General features: G+C 62.4%; 21 protein-coding genes. 20 read left to right on the top strand and 1 reads right to left on the bottom strand.

Features of this window, described 5'->3' with window-relative positions:
* Position 1: 1 nt before the first annotated feature.
* The 9 genes from AC22G1_RS18050 to AC22G1_RS18010 all read left to right on the top strand — a co-directional run bounded on the left by AC22G1_RS18050 (position 2) and on the right by AC22G1_RS18010 (position 11574).
* Positions 2-463, top strand: coding sequence for a (2Fe-2S)-binding protein (locus AC22G1_RS18050; RefSeq protein ID WP_050659020.1), 462 nt, complete (start codon positions 2-4; stop codon positions 461-463).
* Positions 463-2721, top strand: coding sequence for a xanthine dehydrogenase family protein molybdopterin-binding subunit (locus tag AC22G1_RS18045; RefSeq protein WP_487314581.1), 2259 nt, complete (start codon positions 463-465; stop codon positions 2719-2721). Before AC22G1_RS18050 ends, AC22G1_RS18045 begins: the two co-directional genes overlap by 1 nt.
* Before the next feature lie 112 nt (positions 2722-2833).
* Entirely contained in the window at positions 2834-3718 is an 885-nt protein-coding gene (locus tag AC22G1_RS18040) for a CopD family protein (RefSeq protein ID WP_487314580.1), read from the top strand.
* Positions 3719-3972: 254 nt separating this feature from the next.
* Positions 3973-5412 carry an efflux transporter outer membrane subunit gene (locus AC22G1_RS18035; protein ID WP_487314579.1) on the top strand — a complete coding sequence of 480 codons (1440 nt, stop codon included), beginning with the start codon at positions 3973-3975 and terminating at the stop codon, positions 5410-5412.
* Positions 5402-7543 (top strand): FUSC family protein, encoded by a 2142-nt coding sequence (locus AC22G1_RS18030; protein WP_487314578.1) that lies wholly within the window; start codon positions 5402-5404, stop codon positions 7541-7543. Before AC22G1_RS18035 ends, AC22G1_RS18030 begins: the two co-directional genes overlap by 11 nt.
* On the top strand, positions 7533-7742 hold the full coding sequence (locus AC22G1_RS18025; protein WP_050659027.1) for a DUF1656 domain-containing protein: 210 nt from the start codon (positions 7533-7535) through the stop codon (positions 7740-7742). Before AC22G1_RS18030 ends, AC22G1_RS18025 begins: the two co-directional genes overlap by 11 nt.
* 18 nt (positions 7743-7760) lie before the next feature.
* On the top strand, positions 7761-8636 hold the full coding sequence (locus AC22G1_RS18020) for an efflux RND transporter periplasmic adaptor subunit (protein WP_487314577.1): 876 nt from the start codon (positions 7761-7763) through the stop codon (positions 8634-8636).
* A 31-nt stretch (positions 8637-8667) separates the two neighbouring features.
* Positions 8668-9615 (top strand): LysR family transcriptional regulator, encoded by a 948-nt coding sequence (locus AC22G1_RS18015; RefSeq protein WP_050659029.1) that lies wholly within the window; start codon positions 8668-8670, stop codon positions 9613-9615.
* 120 nt (positions 9616-9735) lie between these two features.
* Positions 9736-11574, top strand: a complete 1839-nt coding sequence (locus AC22G1_RS18010; RefSeq protein WP_487314576.1) for an EAL domain-containing protein — start codon at positions 9736-9738, stop codon at positions 11572-11574.
* Here AC22G1_RS18010 and AC22G1_RS18005 read toward each other — a convergent pair.
* Positions 11569-12378, bottom strand: coding sequence for a 1-aminocyclopropane-1-carboxylate deaminase/D-cysteine desulfhydrase (locus AC22G1_RS18005; RefSeq protein ID WP_487314575.1), 810 nt, complete (start codon positions 12376-12378; stop codon positions 11569-11571). The genes AC22G1_RS18010 and AC22G1_RS18005 overlap by 6 nt on opposite strands.
* A gap of 160 nt (positions 12379-12538) precedes the next feature.
* Here AC22G1_RS18005 and AC22G1_RS18000 point away from each other — a divergent pair, with 160 nt between their 5' ends.
* From AC22G1_RS18000 to AC22G1_RS17950, 11 genes are read left to right on the top strand one after another with little or no spacing between them, the layout of a single operon-like run.
* Positions 12539-13375 carry a hypothetical protein gene (locus AC22G1_RS18000; protein WP_487314574.1) on the top strand — a complete coding sequence of 279 codons (837 nt, stop codon included), beginning with the start codon at positions 12539-12541 and terminating at the stop codon, positions 13373-13375.
* The gene (locus AC22G1_RS17995; protein ID WP_487314573.1) at positions 13365-13961 is read left to right on the top strand and encodes a PilN domain-containing protein; all 597 of its coding nucleotides are present in this window, start codon (positions 13365-13367) and stop codon (positions 13959-13961) included. Before AC22G1_RS18000 ends, AC22G1_RS17995 begins: the two co-directional genes overlap by 11 nt.
* On the top strand, positions 13948-14613 hold the full coding sequence (locus AC22G1_RS17990; RefSeq protein WP_487314572.1) for a hypothetical protein: 666 nt from the start codon (positions 13948-13950) through the stop codon (positions 14611-14613). Before AC22G1_RS17995 ends, AC22G1_RS17990 begins: the two co-directional genes overlap by 14 nt.
* The gene (locus AC22G1_RS17985; protein ID WP_487314571.1) at positions 14570-14908 is read left to right on the top strand and encodes a hypothetical protein; all 339 of its coding nucleotides are present in this window, start codon (positions 14570-14572) and stop codon (positions 14906-14908) included. The genes AC22G1_RS17990 and AC22G1_RS17985 overlap by 44 nt, the downstream gene beginning before the upstream one ends.
* 7 nt (positions 14909-14915) lie before the next feature.
* Positions 14916-16583 carry a pilus (MSHA type) biogenesis protein MshL gene (gene mshL, locus AC22G1_RS17980; protein ID WP_487314570.1) on the top strand — a complete coding sequence of 556 codons (1668 nt, stop codon included), beginning with the start codon at positions 14916-14918 and terminating at the stop codon, positions 16581-16583.
* Positions 16562-17413, top strand: coding sequence for an ExeA family protein (locus tag AC22G1_RS17975; protein WP_487314569.1), 852 nt, complete (start codon positions 16562-16564; stop codon positions 17411-17413). Before mshL ends, AC22G1_RS17975 begins: the two co-directional genes overlap by 22 nt.
* On the top strand, positions 17410-18504 hold the full coding sequence (locus tag AC22G1_RS17970) for a tetratricopeptide repeat protein (protein ID WP_487314568.1): 1095 nt from the start codon (positions 17410-17412) through the stop codon (positions 18502-18504). The genes AC22G1_RS17975 and AC22G1_RS17970 overlap by 4 nt, the downstream gene beginning before the upstream one ends.
* Positions 18501-20219 carry a GspE/PulE family protein gene (locus AC22G1_RS17965; RefSeq protein WP_487314567.1) on the top strand — a complete coding sequence of 573 codons (1719 nt, stop codon included), beginning with the start codon at positions 18501-18503 and terminating at the stop codon, positions 20217-20219. The genes AC22G1_RS17970 and AC22G1_RS17965 overlap by 4 nt, the downstream gene beginning before the upstream one ends.
* Positions 20216-21427 (top strand): type II secretion system F family protein, encoded by a 1212-nt coding sequence (locus tag AC22G1_RS17960; RefSeq protein WP_487314566.1) that lies wholly within the window; start codon positions 20216-20218, stop codon positions 21425-21427. Before AC22G1_RS17965 ends, AC22G1_RS17960 begins: the two co-directional genes overlap by 4 nt.
* The gene (locus AC22G1_RS17955) at positions 21391-21855 is read left to right on the top strand and encodes a hypothetical protein (RefSeq protein WP_487314565.1); all 465 of its coding nucleotides are present in this window, start codon (positions 21391-21393) and stop codon (positions 21853-21855) included. The genes AC22G1_RS17960 and AC22G1_RS17955 overlap by 37 nt, the downstream gene beginning before the upstream one ends.
* Positions 21852-22427 (top strand): type II secretion system protein, encoded by a 576-nt coding sequence (locus AC22G1_RS17950; RefSeq protein WP_487314564.1) that lies wholly within the window; start codon positions 21852-21854, stop codon positions 22425-22427. Before AC22G1_RS17955 ends, AC22G1_RS17950 begins: the two co-directional genes overlap by 4 nt.
* The last annotated feature ends 20 nt before the right edge of the window (positions 22428-22447 follow it).

Below are 22447 nucleotides of genomic sequence, written 5' to 3'. Positions count from 1 at the left end.
CATGGTTACTTTGACGGTGAACGGCCGTACCCACCAATTGGATATTCCCCCTGATATGCCGCTGCTGTATGCGCTGCGTAACCATCTGGAGCTCAATGGCGCCAAATTTGGCTGCGGCCGTGGCCAATGCGGCGCCTGCACCGTGATCGTTGACGGCAAAGCGGTGTTCTCCTGCGTAACGCCAGCCGGCGCCCTGGGGGAGCGGAAAATACGCACCATCGAAAGCCTGGGCAGTGCCGAGCATCCCGGGCCGCTGCAACAGGCCTTTATCGACAAACAAGCGGCCCAATGTGGTTACTGCATTGCCGGGATGATCATGCGGGCCCAGGCACTGCTGGAGACCAACCGCCAACCCAGCGACGAGCAGATCCGCGAGCATATGGCCCCCAACCTCTGCCGCTGCGGCACCCATATGCGCATCTTCGCCGCCATCAAAGCGGTTATCGCCAAGGGAGAGTTGTGATGAGTCACTCACCAGACAACATCAACCCGAGCCGCCGCGCCTTCTTGGCCAACGGCTCGCTGATCATGGCGTTTAGCCTGCTGCCATTGTCTTTCAAGGCTATGGCCGGCTCCGAAGAAATGGACACCCTGGGCACCGCCATTCTCGACCCCAACCTCCCCGGCAGCCTGCGCTCCAACCCCTACCTGGACGCCTGGGTACGCATCGACCCGGACAACCACATCACCGTTTTTACCGGCAAAGTGGAGCTGGGTACCGGGGTGAAGACAGCGCTGCTGCAAATTGCCGCTGATCGCCTGGATGTACCGCCGCAACAGATTGATTTTATTACGGCAGATACTGGCCTTACTCCCAACGAGGGCTATACCGCCGGCAGCCACTCCATCTTTGACAGCGGCACCGCGCTCTTTAACGCTGCCGCCCAGGTGCGCCAGCTGCTGCTGATGGCGGCCGCCAAATTGTGGAAGGCGCCGCTGGCCAGCCTGCGTACCGGCAAGGGCACCATCTTGGATGACACCGGCCGGCAGATGACCTACGGCCAGGCAGTGGCCGGGGTCGACCTGCATCAGGTCGCCAGTGAACATACCCCCAGCAAGGATCCCAAGGATTACACCGAAATTGGCCGTTCCCTGCCGCGGGTGGATATTCCCGCCAAGGTATCGGGCGGCGTGGCCTATGTGCAGGACATGCGCCTGCCGGGCATGTTGCACGCCAGGGTGATCCGGCCGCCCCGGCGCGGCAGCCGTTTGAAGGCCATTGACGTTGAGGCAATCGAAAAGCTGCCGGGGGTCGTTAAGCTGGTTAAAAACGGCAGCTACCTGGCGGTGGTGGCGAAAGACGAATGGCAGGCCATTTCGGCCATGAAGGCCGGTTATCTTGCCAGCCAATGGGGCGAGGGCAACCCGCTGCCAGAGCCGACAACCATCTTCAACCTGCTGCAAACCCTGCCGCAAAAGCTCTACCCCATTGCCGATAAAGGCACGCCAGGCACTGCCGGCAGCGGCCCGGCTTATAGCGGCCGCCAGACCCGCCAGTATTTGATGCATGGCTCCATCGGGCCTTCGTGCGCTGTGGCCTGGTTTAAAGATGGCCTGTTGACGGTATGGACCCACACCCAAGGGGTTTTTCCCCTTCGCGCCGGCCTTGCCGAACTGGTGGGGCTGCCAGCCAAGCAGATCCGTTGTATCCACAAGGAAGGGGCCGGCTGTTACGGCCATAACGGCGCCGACGACGTGGCCGCCGATGCCGCCCTTATTGCCATGGCGCTGCCGGGCCAGCCGGTGCGGGTACAGTGGATGCGCGAAGATGAAAACCTCTGGGAGCCCTACAGCTCAGCGATGCTGACCGAGCTCAAGGCTAGCCTGGACGGCAACGGCAAAATTGCCGATTGGGGTTATACCCTGTGGAGCACTCCCCACAACGAGCGCATCGTCAACGCTGGCCGCCTGCTGCCGGCCTGGCTGCTCGAGCACCCCATAGCGCCGGCGCCGCCGGTGCCCATTCCCCGCCCAGAAGGGGACGGCGACCGTAACTCGGTGCCGGCGTATGACATTCCGTCGCTGAAGGTGGATTTCAACTTCGTCACCACCATGCCGTTTCGTACCTCGGCCATGCGCTCGCTGGGGGCGCACATCAATGTGTTCTCCATCGAAAGCGCCATCGATGAGCTGGCAGAAAAAGCCTCGGTTGACCCGGTAGCATTTCGTTTGCAGCACCTGTCGGACCCAAGGGCAGTGGCGGTAGTGAACAAGGCGGCGCAGGCCTTTGGCTGGCCGGGTAAGGTCACCCAACCGGGCCAGGGTTACGGTTTTGCTTTTGCCCGTTACAAAAACATCATGGGCTACTGCGCCATTGCGGTAGAGGTGCAGGTGCAGCGCCAAACCGGTGAGGTCAGCATAGTGCGGGTGGTCACGGCGGTGGATGTGGGGCAGGTGGTGAGCCCTGACGGCCTTATCAACCAGGTGCAGGGCGGCATAGTGCAGTCCTCCAGCTGGAGCCTATACGAGCAGGTGCTCTACGACAAACAAGGGGTACACAGCTTTGACTGGAGTGGTTACCCCATCTTGCGCTTCCCGCAGATGCCGTTGCAGGTTGATGTCCACATCATCAACCAGCCAGGCGAGCCCTTCCTGGGGGCGGCAGAGATAGTACAAGGCCCCATGGCGGCGGCGCTGGGTAATGCCATCTCCCACGCTGTAGCCAAGCGCCAGCTTCATTTGCCCATGGCCCGCGAGGGTTGGCAAGGCAGCCTCTACTGAGCCCAACTGCGGGTTAAGGCGTATTAAAAGCCGGGCTTTGGCCCGGCTTTTCTCGTGAGGATACTGGCCCGGTTGCTGGTATTCTTGCCGCAACAACAAGCAGGAGCGAACCATGTGGCCAGTGCTGATTGTTGCCTCCAAGTGGGGCATCTACCTCACCTTGTGCAGTGCCATCGGCGCCCTTTTCATTCAGGTGATGGCGCTGTTTCGCCTGCCGGGGCGCGAGGGCATCCACCGCCATCTGGGGCGTTATGGCCTCTTTTGTGGCGTGGGCGGCGCGCTGATGGCGCTGGGGCACTTTCTATCCTTGGTGGGCAGCTTTTCCGGCAAGGGCCTGAGTGGCATCACCGATACCACCGCCCTGGCGCTACTGTGGCTGAGCCCCGAAGGGGCGGCCCTGTGTTGGCGGCTGGCGGCAGCGGCGCTTGTTGTGATGGTGGCCCTTGGCCTTCGCCTCGGTTTTTACCGGCTGCTGGCGGGTAAGGCGCTGCTGCCCATTCTCTATGCTTTGGCGGCTATTTTTATGGCCATTGGCGGCACACGAAACGGCCACAGCCTGGATATGGGCGGGGTGGGGCAGGTGCTGATAGCCCTGCACCTGCTGGCGGTGGGCTGGTGGCTCGGAGCGCTCTATCCGCTGTGGTATCTGAGCCGCACCTTAGGTGGCCGCGAGGCGGCCCCGATCATGGCCCGTTTTGGTGACGATGCCGCAGTAGTGCTGGTGGTGCTCTTTATTACCGGCTGTAGCGCTTTGATCCTGATTGGCGTGTTGCCCGAGCTAGGGGTCAGCCCCTACGGCAAGATGATGGCCATTAAGCTGCTGCTGGTGATGGGCGTTTTGCTGCTGGCGGCGCGCCATAAATGGAAGCTGGTTCCCACCCTGGCAACGTCCCCTGATGCCAGCGCACTGGCCCGCTCCATCGTCATCGAGGGGCTGGTGATGCTAAGCCTGCTGGCGGCTACCGCTTATCTGGCCCTGCTGCCGGGGCCGGGTTGACCTACCGGGCAGTGGCGCGCTCACTCTTGCACGCCGCTGGCCCAGACGACAGGGTGTTAAACTGGCATTACTTCTCTAAACGTAACAGTTCCTTGTCTGGCGCTTCTCTTTCGGTCTTTCGCCGCGATCGGTAGATTGGGCACCGTTATCGCTTTCCCCATTTTTGTTTTCCAACTCTGGGAATGTCTCTGGTGGATCTTTTCTCTCTACGCCGCGGGCTTTGCCTTAGCGGTGTTTTTGCTTTGTCCGTAACAATGACGGGCTGTATCAGCTCTGAAGGGCTGGGACCCAAGGCCGATGCCAAGGCCGCCCAGGCCCTGGTGTTTGATGATGCGGTTAAAGCAGCCCGCAAAGATGCCGCCTGGCCGCGCCAGGACTGGTGGCAGGCTTTTGGCGATCCCCAGCTCAATGCCTGGCTGGTCAAAGCCATGGCCGACAGTCCCAGCCTGGCCCAGGCCGAGGCCCGTATTCGTGGTGCCATGGCCGTTGCCGGCCTGACCGCCGGTGACGAGTCGCCTAAGTTGGGTGTCGATGCCAGCATCAAGCGCCACAAATGGGCAAAAGACAATTTCTATGGCCCGGGCGCCCTCTATGGCGCCAATACCTGGGACAACAGTGTTGGCCTGGGCTTTTCCTATGTGCTGGATTTCTGGGGCCGGGAGAAAAACCGCTCCGAGGCGGCCTTGAACCGGGCCCAGGTGTCGGTCGCCGAAGGCCAGGCGGTTCAGCTAGCCCTGGCCGGGCAGTTGGTGCGGGCCTATATCCGCTTTTCCCTGCTGTATGCCGAGTACGATGTAAAAACGGCGCTGCTGGCCCAACAGCAACATATCCTGGCCCTGGTGCAAAAGCGCTATGACGGCGGCCTGGGTACCGAGTTGGATGTGACTCAGGCCCAGGCCCCCATTCCCGCCCTTGAGCGGGAAATGGAAGATCTGGACGAGCAGTTGCAACTGAGCCGCAACCAGATAGCGGTGCTGGCTGGCCAATCTCCAGCCGCTGGCGCCAGCCTGCAACGGCCAAGCCTTAACCTCAGCCAGGCCCCAGCCATTCCCGATGTAGTGCCGCTGGCGCTGGTGGGCCACCGGCCCGATGTGGTGGCCAGCCGCTGGCAGGTGGCCTCTTATGCCCGCGATATCGACGCCGCCCGCGCCGATTTCTACCCCAACATCAACCTGGCTGCCTCCATTGGCCTGTCGGCGGTGAACGGCAACATGCTGGATGTGCTGAGCCGCGACAAGTTCACCTACTCGGCCGGGCCTGTGTTGTCGCTGCCCATTCTCGATGGTGACACCCGCCGTGACACCTTGGCCGCCTACAGCGCCGATTACGACGGCGCCGTGGCCCATTATCGCCAGACCCTGCTGGGCGCGCTGGAGGGGATCTCCAACCAGCTTATTCGCCTGCATTCGCTGGACAAACAGCAGCTGCTGGCGGCCAAGGCGGTGGCCCTAGCCCAGCAAAGTTACGACCTGACGTTAAAAGCTTACGAAGGCGGCCTTAGCGATTACCTGGACGTACTCAGCACCGAGCAAAACCTCTTTACCCAAAAGCTGGTGGTCGAGCAGCTGGTGGCGGCGCGGCTGGCGGCTCACGCCGGTCTGCAAGTCGCCTTGGGCGGCGGTTTGCTGGCTGACAAAGACAGCCCCACCCTGACCCAGATGCAGCCGGAAAAGGAAGCCGCGCATGGCCACTGACGCCTGGCGTCTGCCCAGCCGCGATGACTGGCGCCAGGCCGCCCGGGCCTGGGCCCGCAGCGACGGTCTGGTGTGGGTATACCTGTTCAAAGTGGTGCTGGCGGCTTTTTTAACGCTGTCGCTGGCCATGGTGTTGCAGCTGCAAAAGCCCAGCACCGCCATGATCACCGTCTTTATCGTGATGCAGCCCCAAAGCGGGCAGGTGATCGCCAAGGGCATCTTCCGGTTGCTGGGCTCGGTGGTGGGCTTGGCAGTGATGGTGGTGCTGTTGGGGCTTTTTGCCCAGCAGCGCTGGCTGTTTCTGGGCGCCATGTCGCTGTGGATAGGGTTTTGTATCGCTGGCGCCGCCCGTTACCGCGACTGGCGCTTCTACGGCTTTGTGCTGGCCGGTTACACCGCGGCGCTGATTGGCCTGCCTGCCTCCTTGCACCCACAAACCGCCATCCTTGATGCCATCTGGCGGGTGCTGGAAATTGCCCTGGCCATTTTCTGCTCCACCCTGGTCAGTGTGCTGGTGTTCCCCCAGACCAGCCACGCCGCCATGAATGCCTCGGTGGCCAGTCGCTTTGGCCGCTTTGCCGCCTTCGTGCTAGAGCACCTGGATGGCCAGGACCCACAGGTGCTGCGCAAGGTTAACGTGGAGTTTGCCACCCAGGCGGTGGGGTTGGAGGCCATGCGCTCGGCGTCAGCCATTGAGGACCCTCACACCCGCCTGCGCAGCCAGCGGTTGATTCAGCTCAATAACGATTTTTTAGGCTTGCTGACCCATTTTAATGCCCTGCATCGCCAGTTGCGGCGCTTACAGGAGAACGGCCAGCAGCAGGTGCTGGCGGCGCTTGAACCTTGCCTGGCGGCTTTTAAAGGCGAACTTGCTCCTTGGCCCGACAGCATGATGAGCCCGGCAGAGGCGGCCCGTCTGGCAGAGGCTATCGGCCAATTCCAAGGCCGGTTGATGCCCCAAATCCGCGATTGTCGCCAGCCGCTCAAAGAGGATGAAGCGGCGCTGCTGGAGTTCAATACCGCCGCCGAGCTGCTCTATCACTTTACCGAGGCTCTGGTCACCTACGCCCAGAGCCACCACGCCCTGGCGGCAAGGCTGCACGTGCGGGAGCAATGGAAGGGCGATTTTGCCTCCCAGGCCAACCTGCTGGCCTCCTTGGTGTCCGGAGTGCGGGCGGCGGCGGCCATCTTTGTGGGCGGCGCCATCTGGTTTGCCCTCGACTGGCAGGCCGGGCCTTACATGCTGGTTAACGCCGCGGCCATCTGCGCCTTGTCTTCCGGTATGCCCAACCCCAGCAAGCTGGCGGTGCAAATGGCCATGGGCACCTTTGTTGGCGGCGTGTTCGGGGTGATTGAGAGCGTCTATGTCTACCCGCTCATCGACGGCTTGCCGCTGCTGCTGATGGCGCTGTTGCCGGTGGTGATGCTGGGCACCTATATCACCATGAAACCGGCCTGGGCCGGCTTTGGGCTGGGGCTCTTGATCATGTTCTCCATGGGCAGTGTGCCCACCAACCCCACTGTTTATGCGCCGCTGTCGGTGATCAGCGCTTACGGCGGCCTTTTTATGGGAGCGGTGCTGGCGGCGGTGGCCAATAGCGTGCTGTTGCCCCCGGCCAGTGGCTGGATGTGGCGGGCCTGGGAGCGCGACCTTCGCGCCACCCTGGCCATGGTGGCTGATGACGACCTCGGCAGCCTGCCCGGCCGTTTTGACAGCCGCACCCGCGACATTCTCAGCCAGGTTTATGGCCTGGCCGCCCGCCGCCCTGACGTGCAAACCGAGCTGGTGCAGTGGAGCCTGATTGTCCAGGAAGTGGGCCACGCCATGCTCAACTGGCGCCAGGAAGTGGCGGCCATGGCGCCAGCGCCCTGGCACCGGGAACTTAACGCCCTGCAACAGCAACTGGTGGCGCTGTTTATGGCTCCTTCGGCCAACGAGCTGATGGTGGCCCGCCAGATGCTGGACGTACTGCTGGCCAAACTGCAAGGCCAACTGGGCGCCCAAGACCATTTCGACCGCTCGCCGCTACGGCGGGTGGTCAGTTACCTGCACTTTGCTCGGACCACCCTGCTGGACCGGCATTCCATTTTGTACCGACGCTGCCATAAAGGAGCTGACCATGCTCAGTGACGGTTTTCGGGAAACGGCGCTCGAAGGGCTGCTACTGCCTTCGCTGATGGTGATCTTCCTGGCGGTGATGGCCCTGACCTGGGGCCTGGACCGGCTGGTGGCCAGGCTGGGGCTGTATGACTGGATCTGGCACCCTTCGCTGTTTCGCGTTTCGCTTTTTATTTTGCTTTTCAGTGGTTTTGCGCTTTTCATCTATTGAATATCGGGTTTTAGCATCATGAAACTGAAATCGGTTATCGGCTACGCCGTCACCATCGCTGTACTCTGCGGCGCCGCCCTTACTGGCCAGCGCTTGTGGGAGCAATACATGCAGGCTCCCTGGACCCGTGACGGCCGGGTGCGGGCCAACATCATCAACGTGGCCTCCGACGTCTCCGGGCGGGTGGTGGAGATGCCGGTCAACGACAACCAGCAGGTGAAAAAGGGCGATCTGCTGTTGCGCATCGACCCCGAGAAATACCAAATCGCGGTTGAGCAGGCCGAGGCGCTGGTGGCGGCCAAAAAGGCCAACCTTAAAATGCGCGAGTCAGAGGCCCAGCGCCGTATCGCCCTGGACCGCAAGGTGGTGTCCCGCGAGAGCCTGGACGACGCCTCCAACGGCGCTGCCGTGGCCAAGGCCGAATACCAAGAAGCGCTGGCCAAGCTGGATGAGGCAAAATGGAGCCTCAGCCGCACCGAGCTGCGCGCCCCGGTGGACGGTTACGTCACTAACCTCAACGTGCACCAGGGCGACTACGCCGCCGCCGGTGTGCCGCAAGTCGCGGTGGTGGACGAGCATTCCTACTGGGTTTATGGCTACTTTGAAGAGAACAAACTGCCGCGGATCAAGGTAGGAGACCCGGTACGTATAGAACTGATGAGCGGCCAGGTGATGCAAGGCCATGTGGACAGCATCACCCGCGCCATCTACGACAGGGACAACCCGGAAAGTCGCGAACTGGTGGCAGATGTGAACCCCACCTTCACCTGGGTGCGTCTGGCCCAGCGCATTCCGGTACGCATTCATATCGATACCATCCCGCCAGGGCTGGTACTGGCTGCGGGCACCACGGCCACGGTGATCGTCAAGCCCCAGCAGCCTCGGGCCGGCTAAGCCCGAACGCACAATTTGAACAGGAGAGATGATGGATATTTTGCACAACATGCGGGTTTTCATGCAGGTGGCCGAAACCGGCAGTTACACCGCTGCCGCCAGTAACCTCGATTCCACCACGGCCAGCGTGTCCAGGGCCGTCAGTAACCTCGAAGCCCACTTGCAGGCAAGGCTCCTTCATCGCTCCACCCGCCGGCTGGCCCTCACCGAAGTGGGCCAGCGCTACCTGCTCCGTTGCCAGCAAATCCTGCCCATCATCGAAGAGGCCGAAGCCGAAGCGGCCGACGCCCACGCCCGGCCCCGTGGCACCTTGCGGCTGCATTCCATGACCGGGGTAGGGCAGCACTATGCCATTCGCGCCATCAATCAATACCGCCAGCAATATGAAGAAGTTACCTTCGAACTGACCCTGGCCAACCGCATCCCGGATCTGCTGGAAGAGGGCTTTGACATGGCCATAGTGCTCAGCACCCAGCTGCCCAACTCCAGCCTGATTTCCCGGGTTATCGGCCGCACCTACAGCGTGCTGTGCGCCTCCCCCGATTACCTCAAAGCCAGGGGCGAGCCCCGCACCCCCGAAGATCTCAAAGAGCACGACTGCCTGCGGCTGCTAAGCCCGGTACTGCCCATGGACAACTGGGAAATGGAAGGCCCCGACGGCCACATCACTGTCGAGCTTGGCCATTCGCCGCTGCAAGCCAATGTAGGGGACGCGGTGGCCGAAGCTGCCGCCGGGGGCCTGGGTATCGCCGCCCTGCCTTTGTATTCGGCGGTCGACATGCTGCGCCGTGGCGAACTGGTGCGGGTGCTGCCCGAATACCGGCTGCAGGATTTAAACATCCACGCCCTTTACCCCTCCCGCCAGTATCTGGATGCCAAAGTCAAAACCTGGGTCGAGCTGCTGCGCCAAGCTATTCCCGAGTGGATAGCCACAGACGAGCAACTGGTGCAGGAGCTGAGCTTGTCTCGGCGGGTCTGAGCGGCTGGCGTTAATAAAAGGGGATCTGGCGCTAAGTTATTAAGATTTAACCGATACTTGCCATGGACATTGGCTTGCCATCTGGTTAAATGGACCTGGCATTCATATCCGGCAAGGCTTATGGAAAAGCGCTTACCTTTTGTTATTGCAGTGATTTTATCCTTGACGCTGGCCCTGGCCGGCGTCCGCTGGTTAACCCTGGTACTGACCCACCAGCAACACGACGCCCACATGCTGGCCAAGGCCCGGCAACTGGGCCGAGTGGTGGCCCTTTATCCCCAAACGCCGCCGCCCGCCTTGTGGGACGCCCTCACCGACGACGCCGACATCCACGCGGCGTCGCTCTATGTAGAGGGCCAGCCGCGCCTGCAAACCCGCAACCAGGTGCCCGGCATCGGCGACTACCAGCGAGTGGAGCTGCGCCTGACCGGCCAGCGGCTGCTGAGCCTGACCTTCTACCACCATCCCATGCCCTGGCAGCAGGTCTTTGTGGCCATGTTGCCGATGCTGCTGGGGGTGCTGCTGCTGCTGTGGTTGCTGTTTCGCCTGGCCAGGAGCTGCTGGCAGCAGCGCCAGCAGGTGGCCACCTTTGAAACCGAAGCCAAAAGCGGCCAGGTGGCCCAGCAGGGCAGCTTTCCAGAGGCCCGTGCCCGGCTGCTTGGCCAGCAAAAACGTATCCACACCCTCGAGGCCCAGCAGCAACAGCTGGACGGCCTGCTGCACAGTGCCGCCTGGCTGGATGAGCGCACGGGCCTGGGTAACCGGCTCTTTTTCGAGCAGCGCCTGGCCACCTGGTTGCAAGAGTCCGAAGGCAACCGCATTGGCTGTGTGATGCTGTTGGAGCTCAGCAACCTCGATGGGGTAGCCGATAGCGACTTCGAGCCATGGCAGCGCCAACTGGTGCTGCTGATGCAAGACAAGGCCCAGGGCTGGCCCGATGCGGTGCTGAGCCGCCTGGATGACGACGAATACGGTCTGCTGCTGCCGCAGATGCCCACCAAGGACGGTCAAAGCTTCGCCCTGGGGTTAATCAAGGATCTGGAGCGGCTGCAAAAACCCAAGGGCCTGACCGGCAACGACTGGCTGCACCTGGGCTGGACCCTCTACCAGGCCGGTGACGATACCGCCCTGGTGCTCGATAAAACCGCCATGGCTCTACGCGGCGCCCAGTTGCAGGGTGAGAACGCAGTCATGGCCGCCGATGTGGAGTCCATGCCCCAGGTGGAAACCGGCAGCGTGCGCTGGCGCACCTTGCTGGACCAAGTGCTGGGCCGCCAAAGCGTCAACCTGGTGACCGAGCCGGTACATAGCCTGGACGGCGACGTGCATCACCTGCGGGTCAGGGCCCTTATCACCGATCCCAAGGGCCAGAAAATCGACGACAGCGTCTTTATGCCCATGGCCTGCCGGGTAGGCCAGGAAGAGGCCATGACCAAGTTGTGCCTGCAATTGCTGCTGGCCAAGTTGGGCCAGGCCCGCAACCGGGGCCACCGGCTGGTGTTTCGCATCTGTGTTGACGCCTTGCTCAAACCCGGCTTTAGCCGCTGGCTGCAACTGGCGCTTTTGGAAGTGCGGGATTTATTGCCGCAGCTGATGCTGAGCGTCACCGAATTCGAGCTGGCCCAGCACGGCAATACCCTGGCCGAGCCGCTGCGCCAGCTGGGCGCCATCGGGGTGGGCGTTGCCGTGGAACGCCTTGGCCAACATTCCAAACGCTCGCCCTGGCAGGACATTCCGCCGCGGCTTATCAAACTGCACAGCTCCATGGTGCGGCAAATTCACCGCAACAGCGAACAGCAGCTGTGGGTGCAGCGCCTGGTGCAAAAGGCGGTAGACAGCAATACCGAGGTGGTGGCCACCGGCATTGTCGACAACGACGAGCGGCTTTGCCTGCAACGGCTTGGGGTCAGTGCCGGTGAAGGGCCACTCTTTGGCCACGGCGCCTGGGACCCGTTATAACCGAGGCCAGCGCCCTTGCTGGCGAAGGGCCTCAAGGCCCTGCAGGCCGCCGCTATGCAGCAGCACGATATGTTTGCCATCAAGGAGCCCGGCCTCAAGCTGCTGCCAGAAGGCCAATAGCAGCTTGCCGGTGTAGATGGGCTCCAAAGGGATGGCGAGCGTGGCCTCCAGGGCCTGCATTTTTGTTGCCATCTCCTTGGTGAACTTGCCAAAACCCGGCCCTTCGAAGCCGCGTACCAGCCGGTAGTTGCGGTGCGGGCAACCTGCCTCGGCCAACAGCGCTTCGATGCGCCCCTCAAGGCTTGGGTCCTTTACCGCCATCACCCCGACAATCTCGCCGCGCCCCTCGGCGCCCACCACCAAGCCGGCCAAGGTGCCACCCGAGCCCACCGCCGTCCAAATCTCATCAAAAGGGTCGCTGAGCTCTGCCACCAATTCGGCTACCCCGGCCAGGGCCGCTGGCTCCGAGCCGCCTTCCGGTAGCACCAGCCAACCGGCAAAACGCTGCTGCCAGGCCGCCAGCCACTGGCTGTCGTGGCGAAGGCGATATTGCTCGCGGCTGACAAAGCTCAAGGTCATGCCCTGGCGCTGGCAGTGCTCAACAGTGGGGGTGAGCTGCTGATGGCCGCGCACCACACCGTGGCTGGCAAGGCCAAGCCGGGCACAGGCGCTGGCCAGGGCGCTCAAATGATTGGAGTGGGGGCCGCCAAAGCTCAATACTCCGGGGCAACCGCTGGCCTTGGCGGCGGCCAGCGGGTATTTGAGCTTTCGCCATTTGTTGCCCGATATCAAAGGATCGAGCAAATCATCCCTTTTGATGGTTAAAAAAACCTTTTTTTCCAGTACGCTAGGCACTGTGATGCGTTGATTAAGCGATTTGGATGAAGTGTTAAACATCAGGTTGCCACTTTGTCGTCGACGGGAACGGCCCCGAACGCTGAACAGGGAGTAGAAGATACCTAAAATGGCATGGTTCCACCGTAAGAAATCCGCCCGCCAATGGGGAGTCGGGCTCAGCCAACAGGCCGTGCGCCTGGTCAGCGATGACGGCCAGGTAACCCGCCTTGACTGCCAGGGCCCGGCCCAGTGGCCCGCGCTACTGGCGACGCTGCCGGTGCAGCCGCAGGATCAGGTTCATCTGGTGCTGCCCCACAGCGAGCTGAGCAGCTTGTCGGTGGACAAGCCCGCCACCGAGCCGGTGACCGAAGAGCTGTTCTGGGCCCTCAAGGACGCCGTGCCCATCCCGCCCCAAGATCTGCAATTTGATTATTACGATCTGCCCGCCCAGCCCATCGGCCGCGAGCGGGTCAACGTGGTCTGTGCCAGCAAGAAGCTGCTGAGCGGCATCTGCCAGGCGATGCCTGCCGAGGTGGTGTCCATCGGCAACGAAGAGATGAGCCTGCGCCATCTTTTTAGCGCCGGTGAAGACGGCCGGCCGGTATTGGTGCTGAATCTTAACGGCGACGGCGACCTGCTGCTGGCCATCTACCACCAGGGCATGCTCTATTTCTCCCGCTGGCTGCAGGGCTATCGCCTCACCCAAGACGAGCTGGACCCTTACATCCTGGCCGAGCGGTTGTCGCTGGATATCCAGCGCGCCCTGGATTACTTGGAAAGCCAGCTGCGCCAGCCGCCAGCCGAGCGCATCCTGCTGGCCCTTTCCGAGCTGCTGGACAGCTCCTTGGCGCCGCTGCTGAGCGACACCTTCTCGGTGCCGGTGCTGCCGCTGGACGATTTTTTTGAGCAGCGCTGCGCCGACTGGGCGGCCCTTGGCGCCTTGCGAGGTGGCCATGAAGCATAACCTCAACCTGCTCACCCCGGATCTGTTGCCTAAGCGCGAGCGCCTCAGCGCCCAGACCATGTTGCTCAGTTGGGCGCTGCTGCTGGCGCTGCTGGCCCTGGGCCTTGGCTTGGGCTACTGGCAAAAAAGTGGCCTCGAAGCCCAGCAGCGGCAACTCAAAGCCCGCCAGCAACAGCTGCAAACAGCGCTCACCGACAAGGAAGCAGCCCTGAAAAAATGGCTGCCAGACCCTGCCCTGGTGGCCCAGCGTGACGTGATAGCCAAGGCCCGTGACAACAGCCGGGCGCTGCTGGCCCGTATCGACGAGCTTAACAGCCTGCCGCAGCAGGGCTTTTCGCCGGTGCTCGAAGCCCTGGCCCAACGCAGTATCAACGGCCTGTGGCTGGACCAAATCGCCATCAACGGCCAGCAGCTGAGCCTGAGCGGCCACGCCACCAAGGCGCCCCTTATTCCAAAGTGGGTACAGACCTTTGCCAAAGAGCCGGCTCTGGCCGGGCGCCAGTTTGCCACCGTCGGTATCGACAAGGAGCAAGACGGCACCCTGGCCTTTAGCCTCAAAAGCGGAGGCGCCAATGAAGCTCCTTGAATGGTTCTCGGCCCTGGCACTTCGTGAAAAAGTGTTGGTGATGGTGGCCGGTTGGGTGCTGCTGCTGGGGATCCTCGGCCTTAGCTGGTTACAGCCGCTGTTGAGTGAAAACAGCGCCCTTAAAAGGGCCATTACCCAGCAGCGCAGCACCCTTAACCTGACCCAAAGCCAGATAGCGGTGCTGGACGCGCGCCTCTCCCAAGACCCCAACGCCAAGCTGCGCCAGGACATCGAGCAGCTGATCGCCGAGCGCAAAGGGCTGGACGCTACCATTGCCGAGCGCACCCAGTCTCTGGTGCCGCCCGAGGCGATGGCGTCTTTACTGCAAGCGCTGCTCTCTGGCACCGGCGACCTGCAACTGGTGAAGCTGCAAAGCCTGCCACCAGAGCCGCTGAGCCTGGGCGAAGAAACTGGCAAGGCCAAGGCCGCCGATGACAAGGCGCCAGCCGAAGGCCAGCTTTATCGCCATGGCCTGAGCCTGACCTTAAAGGGCGGTTACCTGCCCACCCTGACTTTTTTGAAGGAAGTCGAGAAACTGCCCTGGCATTTTTACTGGCAGAGCCTGGACTTCAAACAAGACCATTACCCTGACGCAGAGATCCAGATCCATGTCTACACCTTGGGCACCAGTCCTCATTATCTTGGCGCTTAGCGCCGGGGCCGGGGCCCAGGCCGTGGCGCTAAAAGACCCCACCCGGCCGCCGGGCAACCATGGCCAGGCCAGCCGCCAGCCCCAGGCGCCGCTGGTGCTGTCGGCGGTGCTGCAGACGCGCCCGGCGCGGGCCATCATCAATGGCCAGGTGCTGGCCATAGGGGACAAAGTGCAGGGCTGGACCCTCAGCCATATCGACAAGAATCAGGTGTCGCTGGTCAGCGGCAACCGTCGAGAGCTGCTCAAGCTGTTCGACGATAACGCCGTAACAGCGGTAAACCCGACAGGACATTGAGGAACCCATGCTAAGACGGTTAACCACCCAATCTGTGACCTTGCTGATGGCAGCCCTGTTGGTTGCCTGCCAGAGCCCGTCGCAGCGCAATGCCAACCGTGGCGTTGCCGATGTCAAACGTCAGTTGCCGGCAGCGGCCAAACCGGCGGCGCCAAAACCGCCGGCGGCTCTCGAAAAGGAACTGCTTTCCGGGCTGGTGGCGCCGCCGCCGATGCCGGAGCAGCGCATTAACGTCTCAGCCAAGGACACCGACGTAAGGGACCTGCTGGCGGGGCTGGTCAAAGGCACCCCTTATTCGCTGGCCATGCATCCGGGGGTAACCGGCAAGGTGACGCTGGATCTCCATAACGTCACCCTGGCTGACGTGTTCTCGGTGCTTGAAGATCTCTACGGCTACGACATCCGCCGCCAGGGCAATCTGGTGCGGGTATACCCGGCTGGGCTTCGCACCGAGACCATTCCCGTGAACTACCTGCTGATGAGCCGCAAGGGGTTGTCGCGTACCTCCATTACCTCCGGGCAGTTGACCGAAAACAACCGCAACAACAGCAACGGCAACTATTCCAACAACAGTGGCTTTGACAACAACAACAGCAATAACGGCAACGGTTCGCTCAACAACAACAGCAACCAGATGACCTCCGGCACCCGCCTTGAGTCCCGCTCCGAAGCAAACCTGTGGGACCAGCTCGAAAAAGTGCTCAACGCCATGGTTGGCAAAGGCGACGGCCGCATGGTGGCGGTAGACCCTTTGGCTGGCCTGGTAACGGTGCGCGCCTACCCTGACGATCTGCGTAACGTGAAGGATTTTCTCACCCAGACCCAGGATCACCTGCAGCGCCAAGTGGTACTGGAGGCCAAGATTGTCGAGGTGACCTTAAGCAACGAGTACCAGCAGGGCATCAACTGGACCCAGGCGCTGTTTGATGGCCGCTCCAGTACCAGCCTTAACCTCACCACCTCCGGGGTAACGCCGTCCAACGCACTCTCTGCCACCTTGGGCGGGGTAACGGCCCTGACCTTCAACAACGCCGACTTCTCGGCGGTGATCAACTTGTTGGACACCCAGGGCGACACCCAGGTGCTGTCCAGCCCGCGCATTACCGCCACCAATAACCAAAAGGCGGTGATCAAGGTGGGTAGCGACGAATACTTCGTTACCGATGTGCAGTCCCAGCTCACCAACAGCGGCACCAGCACCAACACCATCAGTAACGGCATCCAGTTGACGCCCTTTTTCTCGGGCATTGCTCTGGATGTAACCCCGCAGATCTCTGCCGACGGCCACGTGCTGCTGCATGTGCACCCCTCGGTTACTGATGTCTCCGAGCAAATCAAAACCTTGTCGTTCTCCGGCTCTGATGAGCCGACCGTGCTGCCGCTGGCTCACAGCGACATCCGCGAGTCCGACACCATAGTGCGGGCCAAGAGTGGCGATGTGGTGGTGATTGGCGGCCTGATGCGCACCAACACCCGCCAGCAGGTCTCCAAAACCCCGCTGCTTGGGGATATACCCGGCCTTGGCGAGCTCTTTACCAGCCGCCGCGACGTGAAAGAGAAAACCGAGCTGGTGATTTTGCTCAAGCCCATGGTCATCGAAGGCAGCCAGGACTGGGCGCCCCAGGTGGACAGGTCCCGGGAGCTGCTGGATAAATGGTATCCCAAGGCCCATTGATGTACCTGCAGCACTTCGGCCTCAGCGACAAGCCATTTGGGCTGACCCCCAGTACGGCGTTTTATTGCGATCTGCCCATGCATGCTGAAGCGCTGGATGTGCTCAAGCTGGCGCTGGCCGACGGCGAAGGTTTTATCAAGGTGACCGGCGAAGTGGGTACCGGTAAAACCCTGCTGTGCCGCCGCCTGCTCTCGGAACTGGCGGCGCCTTTTACCCTGGCTTATCTGCCCAACCCGGACCTCACCCCTGGCGAGCTGCGCTGGGCGCTGGCCATGGAGCTGGGGCTCAAGCAAGCCGGCAATATCGACCAGCAGCAGCTCGGCCACCTGTTGCAGCGCCAGTTGATTGGCCTGGCCGCCAATGGCCGGCTGCCGGTGGTTGTTATCGACGAGGCCCAGGCCCTGCCCGATGAAACCCTCGAAGCGCTGCGGCTGCTGACCAACCTTGAAACCGAGTCACGCAAATTGCTACAGGTGGTGCTGCTTGGCCAGCCGGAGCTTGACGCCAGGCTGCGCCAGCATCACCTTCGCCAACTGGCCCAGCGGGTGAGCTTTCATTACCGGCTAAGGGCCATGAACCGCCAGGAGCTGCGCTACTACGTTGGCCACCGGCTGCGCTGCGCCGGTAGTGGCCAGATGCTGTTCAGCCGCGCCGCGCTGTGGGCGTTGTACCGCGCTTCAAGGGGCATTCCGAGACTGGTCAATATCCTTTGCCACAAGGCGCTGCTGCTGGCCTTTGGCAAGGGCCTTAAACAGGCCGGCTGGCGGCAGATGCGCTTGGCTATTCGCGACACCGAAAGCTGCTACCGGGCGGCAGGAGCCTTGTTATGAGCGTACTGAACCAGATGCTCAAGGATCTCGACAAAAGAGGTGCCGCCCAAGCCGGGCCCCAGCCCCGTTTTGAGGCTACCCCAAAAGCCCGTTGGCCCTGGCTGCTGGCAGTGCCGGCCGCCCTTGCCATGGCGGCCGGTGGCTGGTGGTACCGGGGCGATGTTGCCACCAACCAAGCCACGTTGCTGCCTTCAGCGCCGCTACTGCTGGCAAGCGCCAAGGCGCCGCAAAGCCCGGCGCCGAAAGAGACCGCTGTTCCCAAGCCAGAGATAACGGCCCGCGAGGCGGCGCCCAAAGCCGACGCTAGCCCCCAGCCCATGGCGCCCAAAGCCGGGCTGAAACCGGCCCCTGCGATTGAGCCTAAGGCACCGGCCAGCGCGCCGGTCACTGAGGCAAAAGCGCCAAAAGCTGCGCCCAAGGCCGGGCCCTTGCCCGAGACCGTTGCCGTTAAAGCCGCTGCGCCTGTGACAGCGGCTCCTGCCAAGGCTGCTATCCCTGCTGCCGCGAAAGTGCAGCGCGAGCTGCTAAGCCCGGCCCAGCAGGCCCAGCGCCTTTATCAAAGTGGGTTGCTGGCCTGGCAGCAGCAACAGCTGCTGGAAGCCGAGGGCGACTGGAAAGCGGCCCTGGCCGCCGATAGCCAGCACCAACCGAGCCGCCTGGCCCTGGCCAGCCTCTATCAGCAGCAGGGCCGTTTGGACGACGCCATCACCACCTTGCTGCCGCTGAGCGATAGCGACGCCGAGGTCAGCCTGGCTTTGACCCGGGTATTGGTGCAAAAAGGCGATATCAAGCAGGCCTACCAGCAGTTGCAGATGATGCCGCCAACAGGCCGCAGCGGCCTGCAACTCAAAGCCGAGCTGGCCCGTTTGAGTGGCGATTTAACCGGTGCGGCGGCTCAATACCGGGAGCTTGCCAATCACTACCCCAATGACGGCCGCTTGTGGGTGGCCCTTGGCCTCACCCTTGAAGGCCTGCACCAATCAAGTGAAGCGGCCGCGGCCTACCAAAAGGCGCTGGGCGCCGCTTCCCTGTCTGATGAGGCGCGCCAATATGCCCGCGCCCGCTGGCAGGCACTGGAAAAGACACCATGAGCCAACCACGACTGAAAACCCGCCTGGGCGACCTGCTGGTTGCCGAAGGCATCATCACCGAAGCGCAGCTGCAACAGGCGCTCGCCAGCCAGCACCGCCTCGGCCGCAAGCTGGGCCGCGCCCTGGTGGAGCTTGGCTATCTGAGTGAGCAGCAACTGCTGAGCTTTTTGTCGCAGCAGCTGAAGATCCCCTATCTAGATATCGCCGAGAAGCGCCTCGACCCCAGCCTTGCCAAGCTCATTCCCGAAGTGCTGGCCCGCCGTTACCGGGCCCTGGTGCTGGAGGCGGACGACGACAGCGTGCTGATTGGCATGTCGGACCCCGCCGATTTGCAGGCCCTGGACGCCCTGGAAGAGCGCCTAGCCCCCCGCGAGCTGCGCCTGGCGGTGGTGGAAGAAGCGCAGCTGCTGAATGCCTTTGATGGCCTTTACCGGCGCACCCAGGAAATCGCCAGCTTTGCCTCGCAGCTCGAAGAAGAGCACCAGCAGACCGCCGATTTCGATTTTGGCACCCTGGCCCGGGACGACGGCGAAGGCGGCGCCACCGTGGCGCGGCTGCTGCAATCGCTGTTTGAAGACGCGGTGCAGATGCGGGCCTCGGATATCCATATCGAGCCCGAGCAGCACCAGCTGCGCATTCGCCAGCGTATCGATGGGGTGCTCCACGAAAACGTGCTCAAGGAAGCGCGGGTAGCCAGCGCCCTGGTGCTGCGCCTGAAGCTGATGGCGGAGCTGGATATCTCCGAGCGGCGCCTGCCCCAGGATGGGCGTTTTCATATGCAGATCCGCGGCCACAGCATCGATGTGCGGGTGTCCACCATGCCGGTGCAGTACGGCGAAGCGGTGGTCATGCGTTTGTTGGACCAATCGGCAGGCTTGCTGACCCTGGAACAAACCGGGATGCCGGCGGACTTGGTGGCTCATCTGCGCCGCAACCTCAAGCGCCCCCACGGCATGGTGCTGGTTACCGGCCCCACCGGCTCGGGGAAAACCACCACCCTCTACGGCGCCTTGGCCGAGCTGAATGAGGCGTCCAAGAAAATCATCACCGTGGAAGATCCGGTGGAATACCGCCTGCCGCGCATCAACCAGGTGCAGGTCAACCACAAGATTGGTTTGGATTTCTCCCAGGTGCTGCGCACCACCTTGCGTCACGACCCCGATATCCTGATGGTGGGGGAGATGCGGGACGAAGAAACGGTGGAAATTGGCCTGCGCGGCGCTATCACCGGCCACTTGGTGTTGTCGACCCTGCACACCAACGACGCAGTGACCTGCGCTCTGCGCCTTATCGACATGGGCGCCCAGGGCTACCTGGTGGCCAGCGCCTTGCGGGCGGTGATCGCCCAGCGCCTGGTGCGGCGCCTTTGCAGCAAATGCGCCCGGCCCCAGCCGCTGGACCCCAAAGACAAGCTGCTGCTCGAACAGCTCAATCAAGGCCCCTTGGATGAAACCGGCTTCAAGGCGCCCCACGGCTGCCAGGCCTGCAACCACACCGGCTACCGGGGCCGGATTGGCGTCTTTGAGCTGTTGGAGCTAGACGGCGCCATGAACGAGGCCATGCGCAGCCAAGACCCTCAGGCCTTTACCCTGGCGGCCCATCGCCACCCCTTGTACCGGCCACTGGTGCAGATGGCCCTTGATTACGCTCGCCAGGGGGTCACCTCGGCCGAGGAAGTGCTCAAACTCTGGGACAGCGCGGAGGTTGAGGCTTGAGCCAATTCTACTATCGCGGCAAGGATGAGCGCGGCCAGGTGGTCAAAGGCTTGGTGGATGCGGGCTCTGAAGAGGCGGCTTTCGAGCAGCTTCTGGGCCGGCGTATTCGCGCCGAGTCGTTGCGCCCGGCTCGCCAGCCCATCCGCTTCAATCTCTTTGAAGGCCGGGTAGAACTGGACGACATGCTGATGCTGTGCCGCCAGATGTATTCTCTGAGCAAGGCTGGCATTCCCATTTTGCGGGCCGTGGCTGGCATGGCCGAAACCAGCCCGTCCAAGGTGCTGCGCAAGGTGCTGGCGGATGTGGCTACCCAACTGGAAGCGGGGCGTAATCTCTCCACCGCCCTTAGCCGCCACCCCAAGGTGTTTTCCAGCTTGTTTGTCAGCATGATCCACGTAGGGGAAAACACCGGCCGCCTGGATGAGGCCTTTGCTCAGCTCTCAGACCATCTAAACCAGGAGCAAGAAACCCGGCGCCGGGTTAAATCGGCGGTGCGTTACCCCAGTTTTGTCATTATCGCCATCGCCATTGCCATCGCCGTGGTCAACCTCAAGGTGATCCCGCAGTTTGCCGAAATTTTCAAACGCTTCCACGCAGAGCTGCCGCTGCCCACCCGCATTCTGGTTGGGACCTCGGACTTTTTTGTGCACTACTGGCTGTGGATGCTGCTGGCCATTGGCGCGGCGGTGACCGGCTGGCTGCGCTGGCTGCAAACCGACAAGGGGCGCCTGTTCTGGGACACCCGCAAGCTGCGGCTGCCCATTGTTGGCTCGCTTATCAATAGGGCGCTGCTGGCCCGTTTTGCCCGCAGCCTCGGCATGATGCTAAAAGCCGGGGTGCCGCTGCCCCAGGCGCTGAGCTTGGTGGCCGACGCCGTCGACAACCAGTTTATGAAGAACAAAATCCTGGCCATGCGCCAGGGTATCGAGGGCGGCGAGAGCCTGCTCAGAAGCGGCGGCCAGAGCCAGTTGTTTTCGCCCCTTATTCTGCAGATGTTCGCAGTGGGGGAAGAAACCGGGAACATCGACGAAATGCTGCTGGAAACCGCCGGTTTTTACGAGCGGGAGGTGGATTACGACTTGGCCAACCTCACGGCCCGCATCGAGCCCATTTTGATTGTGTTTGTGGCGGGTCTGGTGCTGCTGCTGGCGCTGGGGGTATTCCTGCCGATGTGGGACCTGATGCGCGCCTACAAGGGCCAGAGCTGAGGGTGGTAACGGCGGTTATCTACCAGCGGCGGTTAAGGCTGCTGGCGGTACTGGTGGTTGTGCTGCTGTTGGTGGCCACCTTGCTGAGCCGAAGCCCCGACGACAAGGCTCTGGCCGGCACCTGGATGGGCGAGGCGCAGCAAAGCTTTTTGAAGGAGCTGGACCAGGTCAGGGTACTGGCCATGGCGCAAAAGGGCCAGGCGGTGACCTGGCAGGGCCGGCCCATTGCCATCAATGAATATGGCTGGCCGGCGCCCCCTTGCGAGGCGCTCTGGCAGGATTTTGGTTTGCCGCCAAGCCTTGGCGGCGACAGCGTACAGATAAGCTGGCAAGGCGATTTTTGCCGCTTTGCAGTTGAGGAAGACGGCTTTGACTACTGGCCCCATAGCGGCCGAGTTGAAGCATTCAAACAAGGAGAAGGGCAGTGAAAGGGCAACAGGGTTTCTCACTTATCGAGCTGGTGATCGTGATTGTGATCCTCGGGCTGCTGGCGGCGGTGGCGCTGCCGCGCTTTTTGGATGTGACCGACAGCGCCGAAGACGCCACCGTCGAGGGCGTGGCCGGTGGTTTTGCCAGCGCCGTGGGCCTGGTGCGCGCCGAGTGGGAAGTGGAAGGGCGCCCCCAAGGCGCGGCCAACGGGGCCGGCGCTTCGGTGACGCTGGATAACGAAACAATCTATGTGGACGGCACCAACGGCTATCCTGTAGGGCTGGCCGGTGCCTATGCCAACGGCATGAGCACCGATGCCTGCCTGGCGGTGCTGGACGCCATATTGCAAAGCCCGCCACGGGCCACCACCAGCGACAGCAACATCGGCAGCAACCGCTATCTGGTGCGGCTGCAAAATGGCAGCGGCGGCGATACCTGCGTCTACTACCTTATCGCCACCCTCAACAAGAGTTCGCTTCCGGCGGCCGGTGATTACAACACCGCCGGCGTGGGCAACAGCTTCACCTACCAGCCTCTCACCGGCAAGGTGATGACGTACAACAACAATTAGGCCTCAATACGCAACAAGCA

The sequence above is a fragment of the Gallaecimonas zhanjiangensis genome (assembly GCF_057624825.1).
Note: the sequence above shows the minus strand (reverse complement) of the source record. Positions and strands in the feature narration are given on the sequence as shown.

Coding starts and splice junctions, on each gene's coding strand:
- AC22G1_RS17975 (WP_487314569.1), top strand. CDS start 16,562: ATGGTATCCCAAGGCCCATTGATGTACCTGCAGCACTTCGGCCTCAGC.
- AC22G1_RS18040 (WP_487314580.1), top strand. CDS start 2,834: ATGTGGCCAGTGCTGATTGTTGCCTCCAAGTGGGGCATCTACCTCACC.
- AC22G1_RS18050 (WP_050659020.1), top strand. CDS start 2: ATGGTTACTTTGACGGTGAACGGCCGTACCCACCAATTGGATATTCCC.
- AC22G1_RS17990 (WP_487314572.1), top strand. CDS start 13,948: ATGAAGCTCCTTGAATGGTTCTCGGCCCTGGCACTTCGTGAAAAAGTG.
- AC22G1_RS17985 (WP_487314571.1), top strand. CDS start 14,570: ATGTCTACACCTTGGGCACCAGTCCTCATTATCTTGGCGCTTAGCGCC.
- AC22G1_RS18030 (WP_487314578.1), top strand. CDS start 5,402: ATGGCCACTGACGCCTGGCGTCTGCCCAGCCGCGATGACTGGCGCCAG.
- AC22G1_RS18035 (WP_487314579.1), top strand. CDS start 3,973: ATGACGGGCTGTATCAGCTCTGAAGGGCTGGGACCCAAGGCCGATGCC.
- AC22G1_RS18000 (WP_487314574.1), top strand. CDS start 12,539: ATGGCATGGTTCCACCGTAAGAAATCCGCCCGCCAATGGGGAGTCGGG.
- AC22G1_RS18020 (WP_487314577.1), top strand. CDS start 7,761: ATGAAACTGAAATCGGTTATCGGCTACGCCGTCACCATCGCTGTACTC.
- AC22G1_RS18025 (WP_050659027.1), top strand. CDS start 7,533: ATGCTCAGTGACGGTTTTCGGGAAACGGCGCTCGAAGGGCTGCTACTG.
- AC22G1_RS17965 (WP_487314567.1), top strand. CDS start 18,501: ATGAGCCAACCACGACTGAAAACCCGCCTGGGCGACCTGCTGGTTGCC.
- AC22G1_RS18045 (WP_487314581.1), top strand. CDS start 463: ATGAGTCACTCACCAGACAACATCAACCCGAGCCGCCGCGCCTTCTTG.
- AC22G1_RS18010 (WP_487314576.1), top strand. CDS start 9,736: ATGGAAAAGCGCTTACCTTTTGTTATTGCAGTGATTTTATCCTTGACG.
- AC22G1_RS18015 (WP_050659029.1), top strand. CDS start 8,668: ATGGATATTTTGCACAACATGCGGGTTTTCATGCAGGTGGCCGAAACC.
- AC22G1_RS17970 (WP_487314568.1), top strand. CDS start 17,410: ATGAGCGTACTGAACCAGATGCTCAAGGATCTCGACAAAAGAGGTGCC.
- mshL (WP_487314570.1), top strand. CDS start 14,916: ATGCTAAGACGGTTAACCACCCAATCTGTGACCTTGCTGATGGCAGCC.
- AC22G1_RS17995 (WP_487314573.1), top strand. CDS start 13,365: ATGAAGCATAACCTCAACCTGCTCACCCCGGATCTGTTGCCTAAGCGC.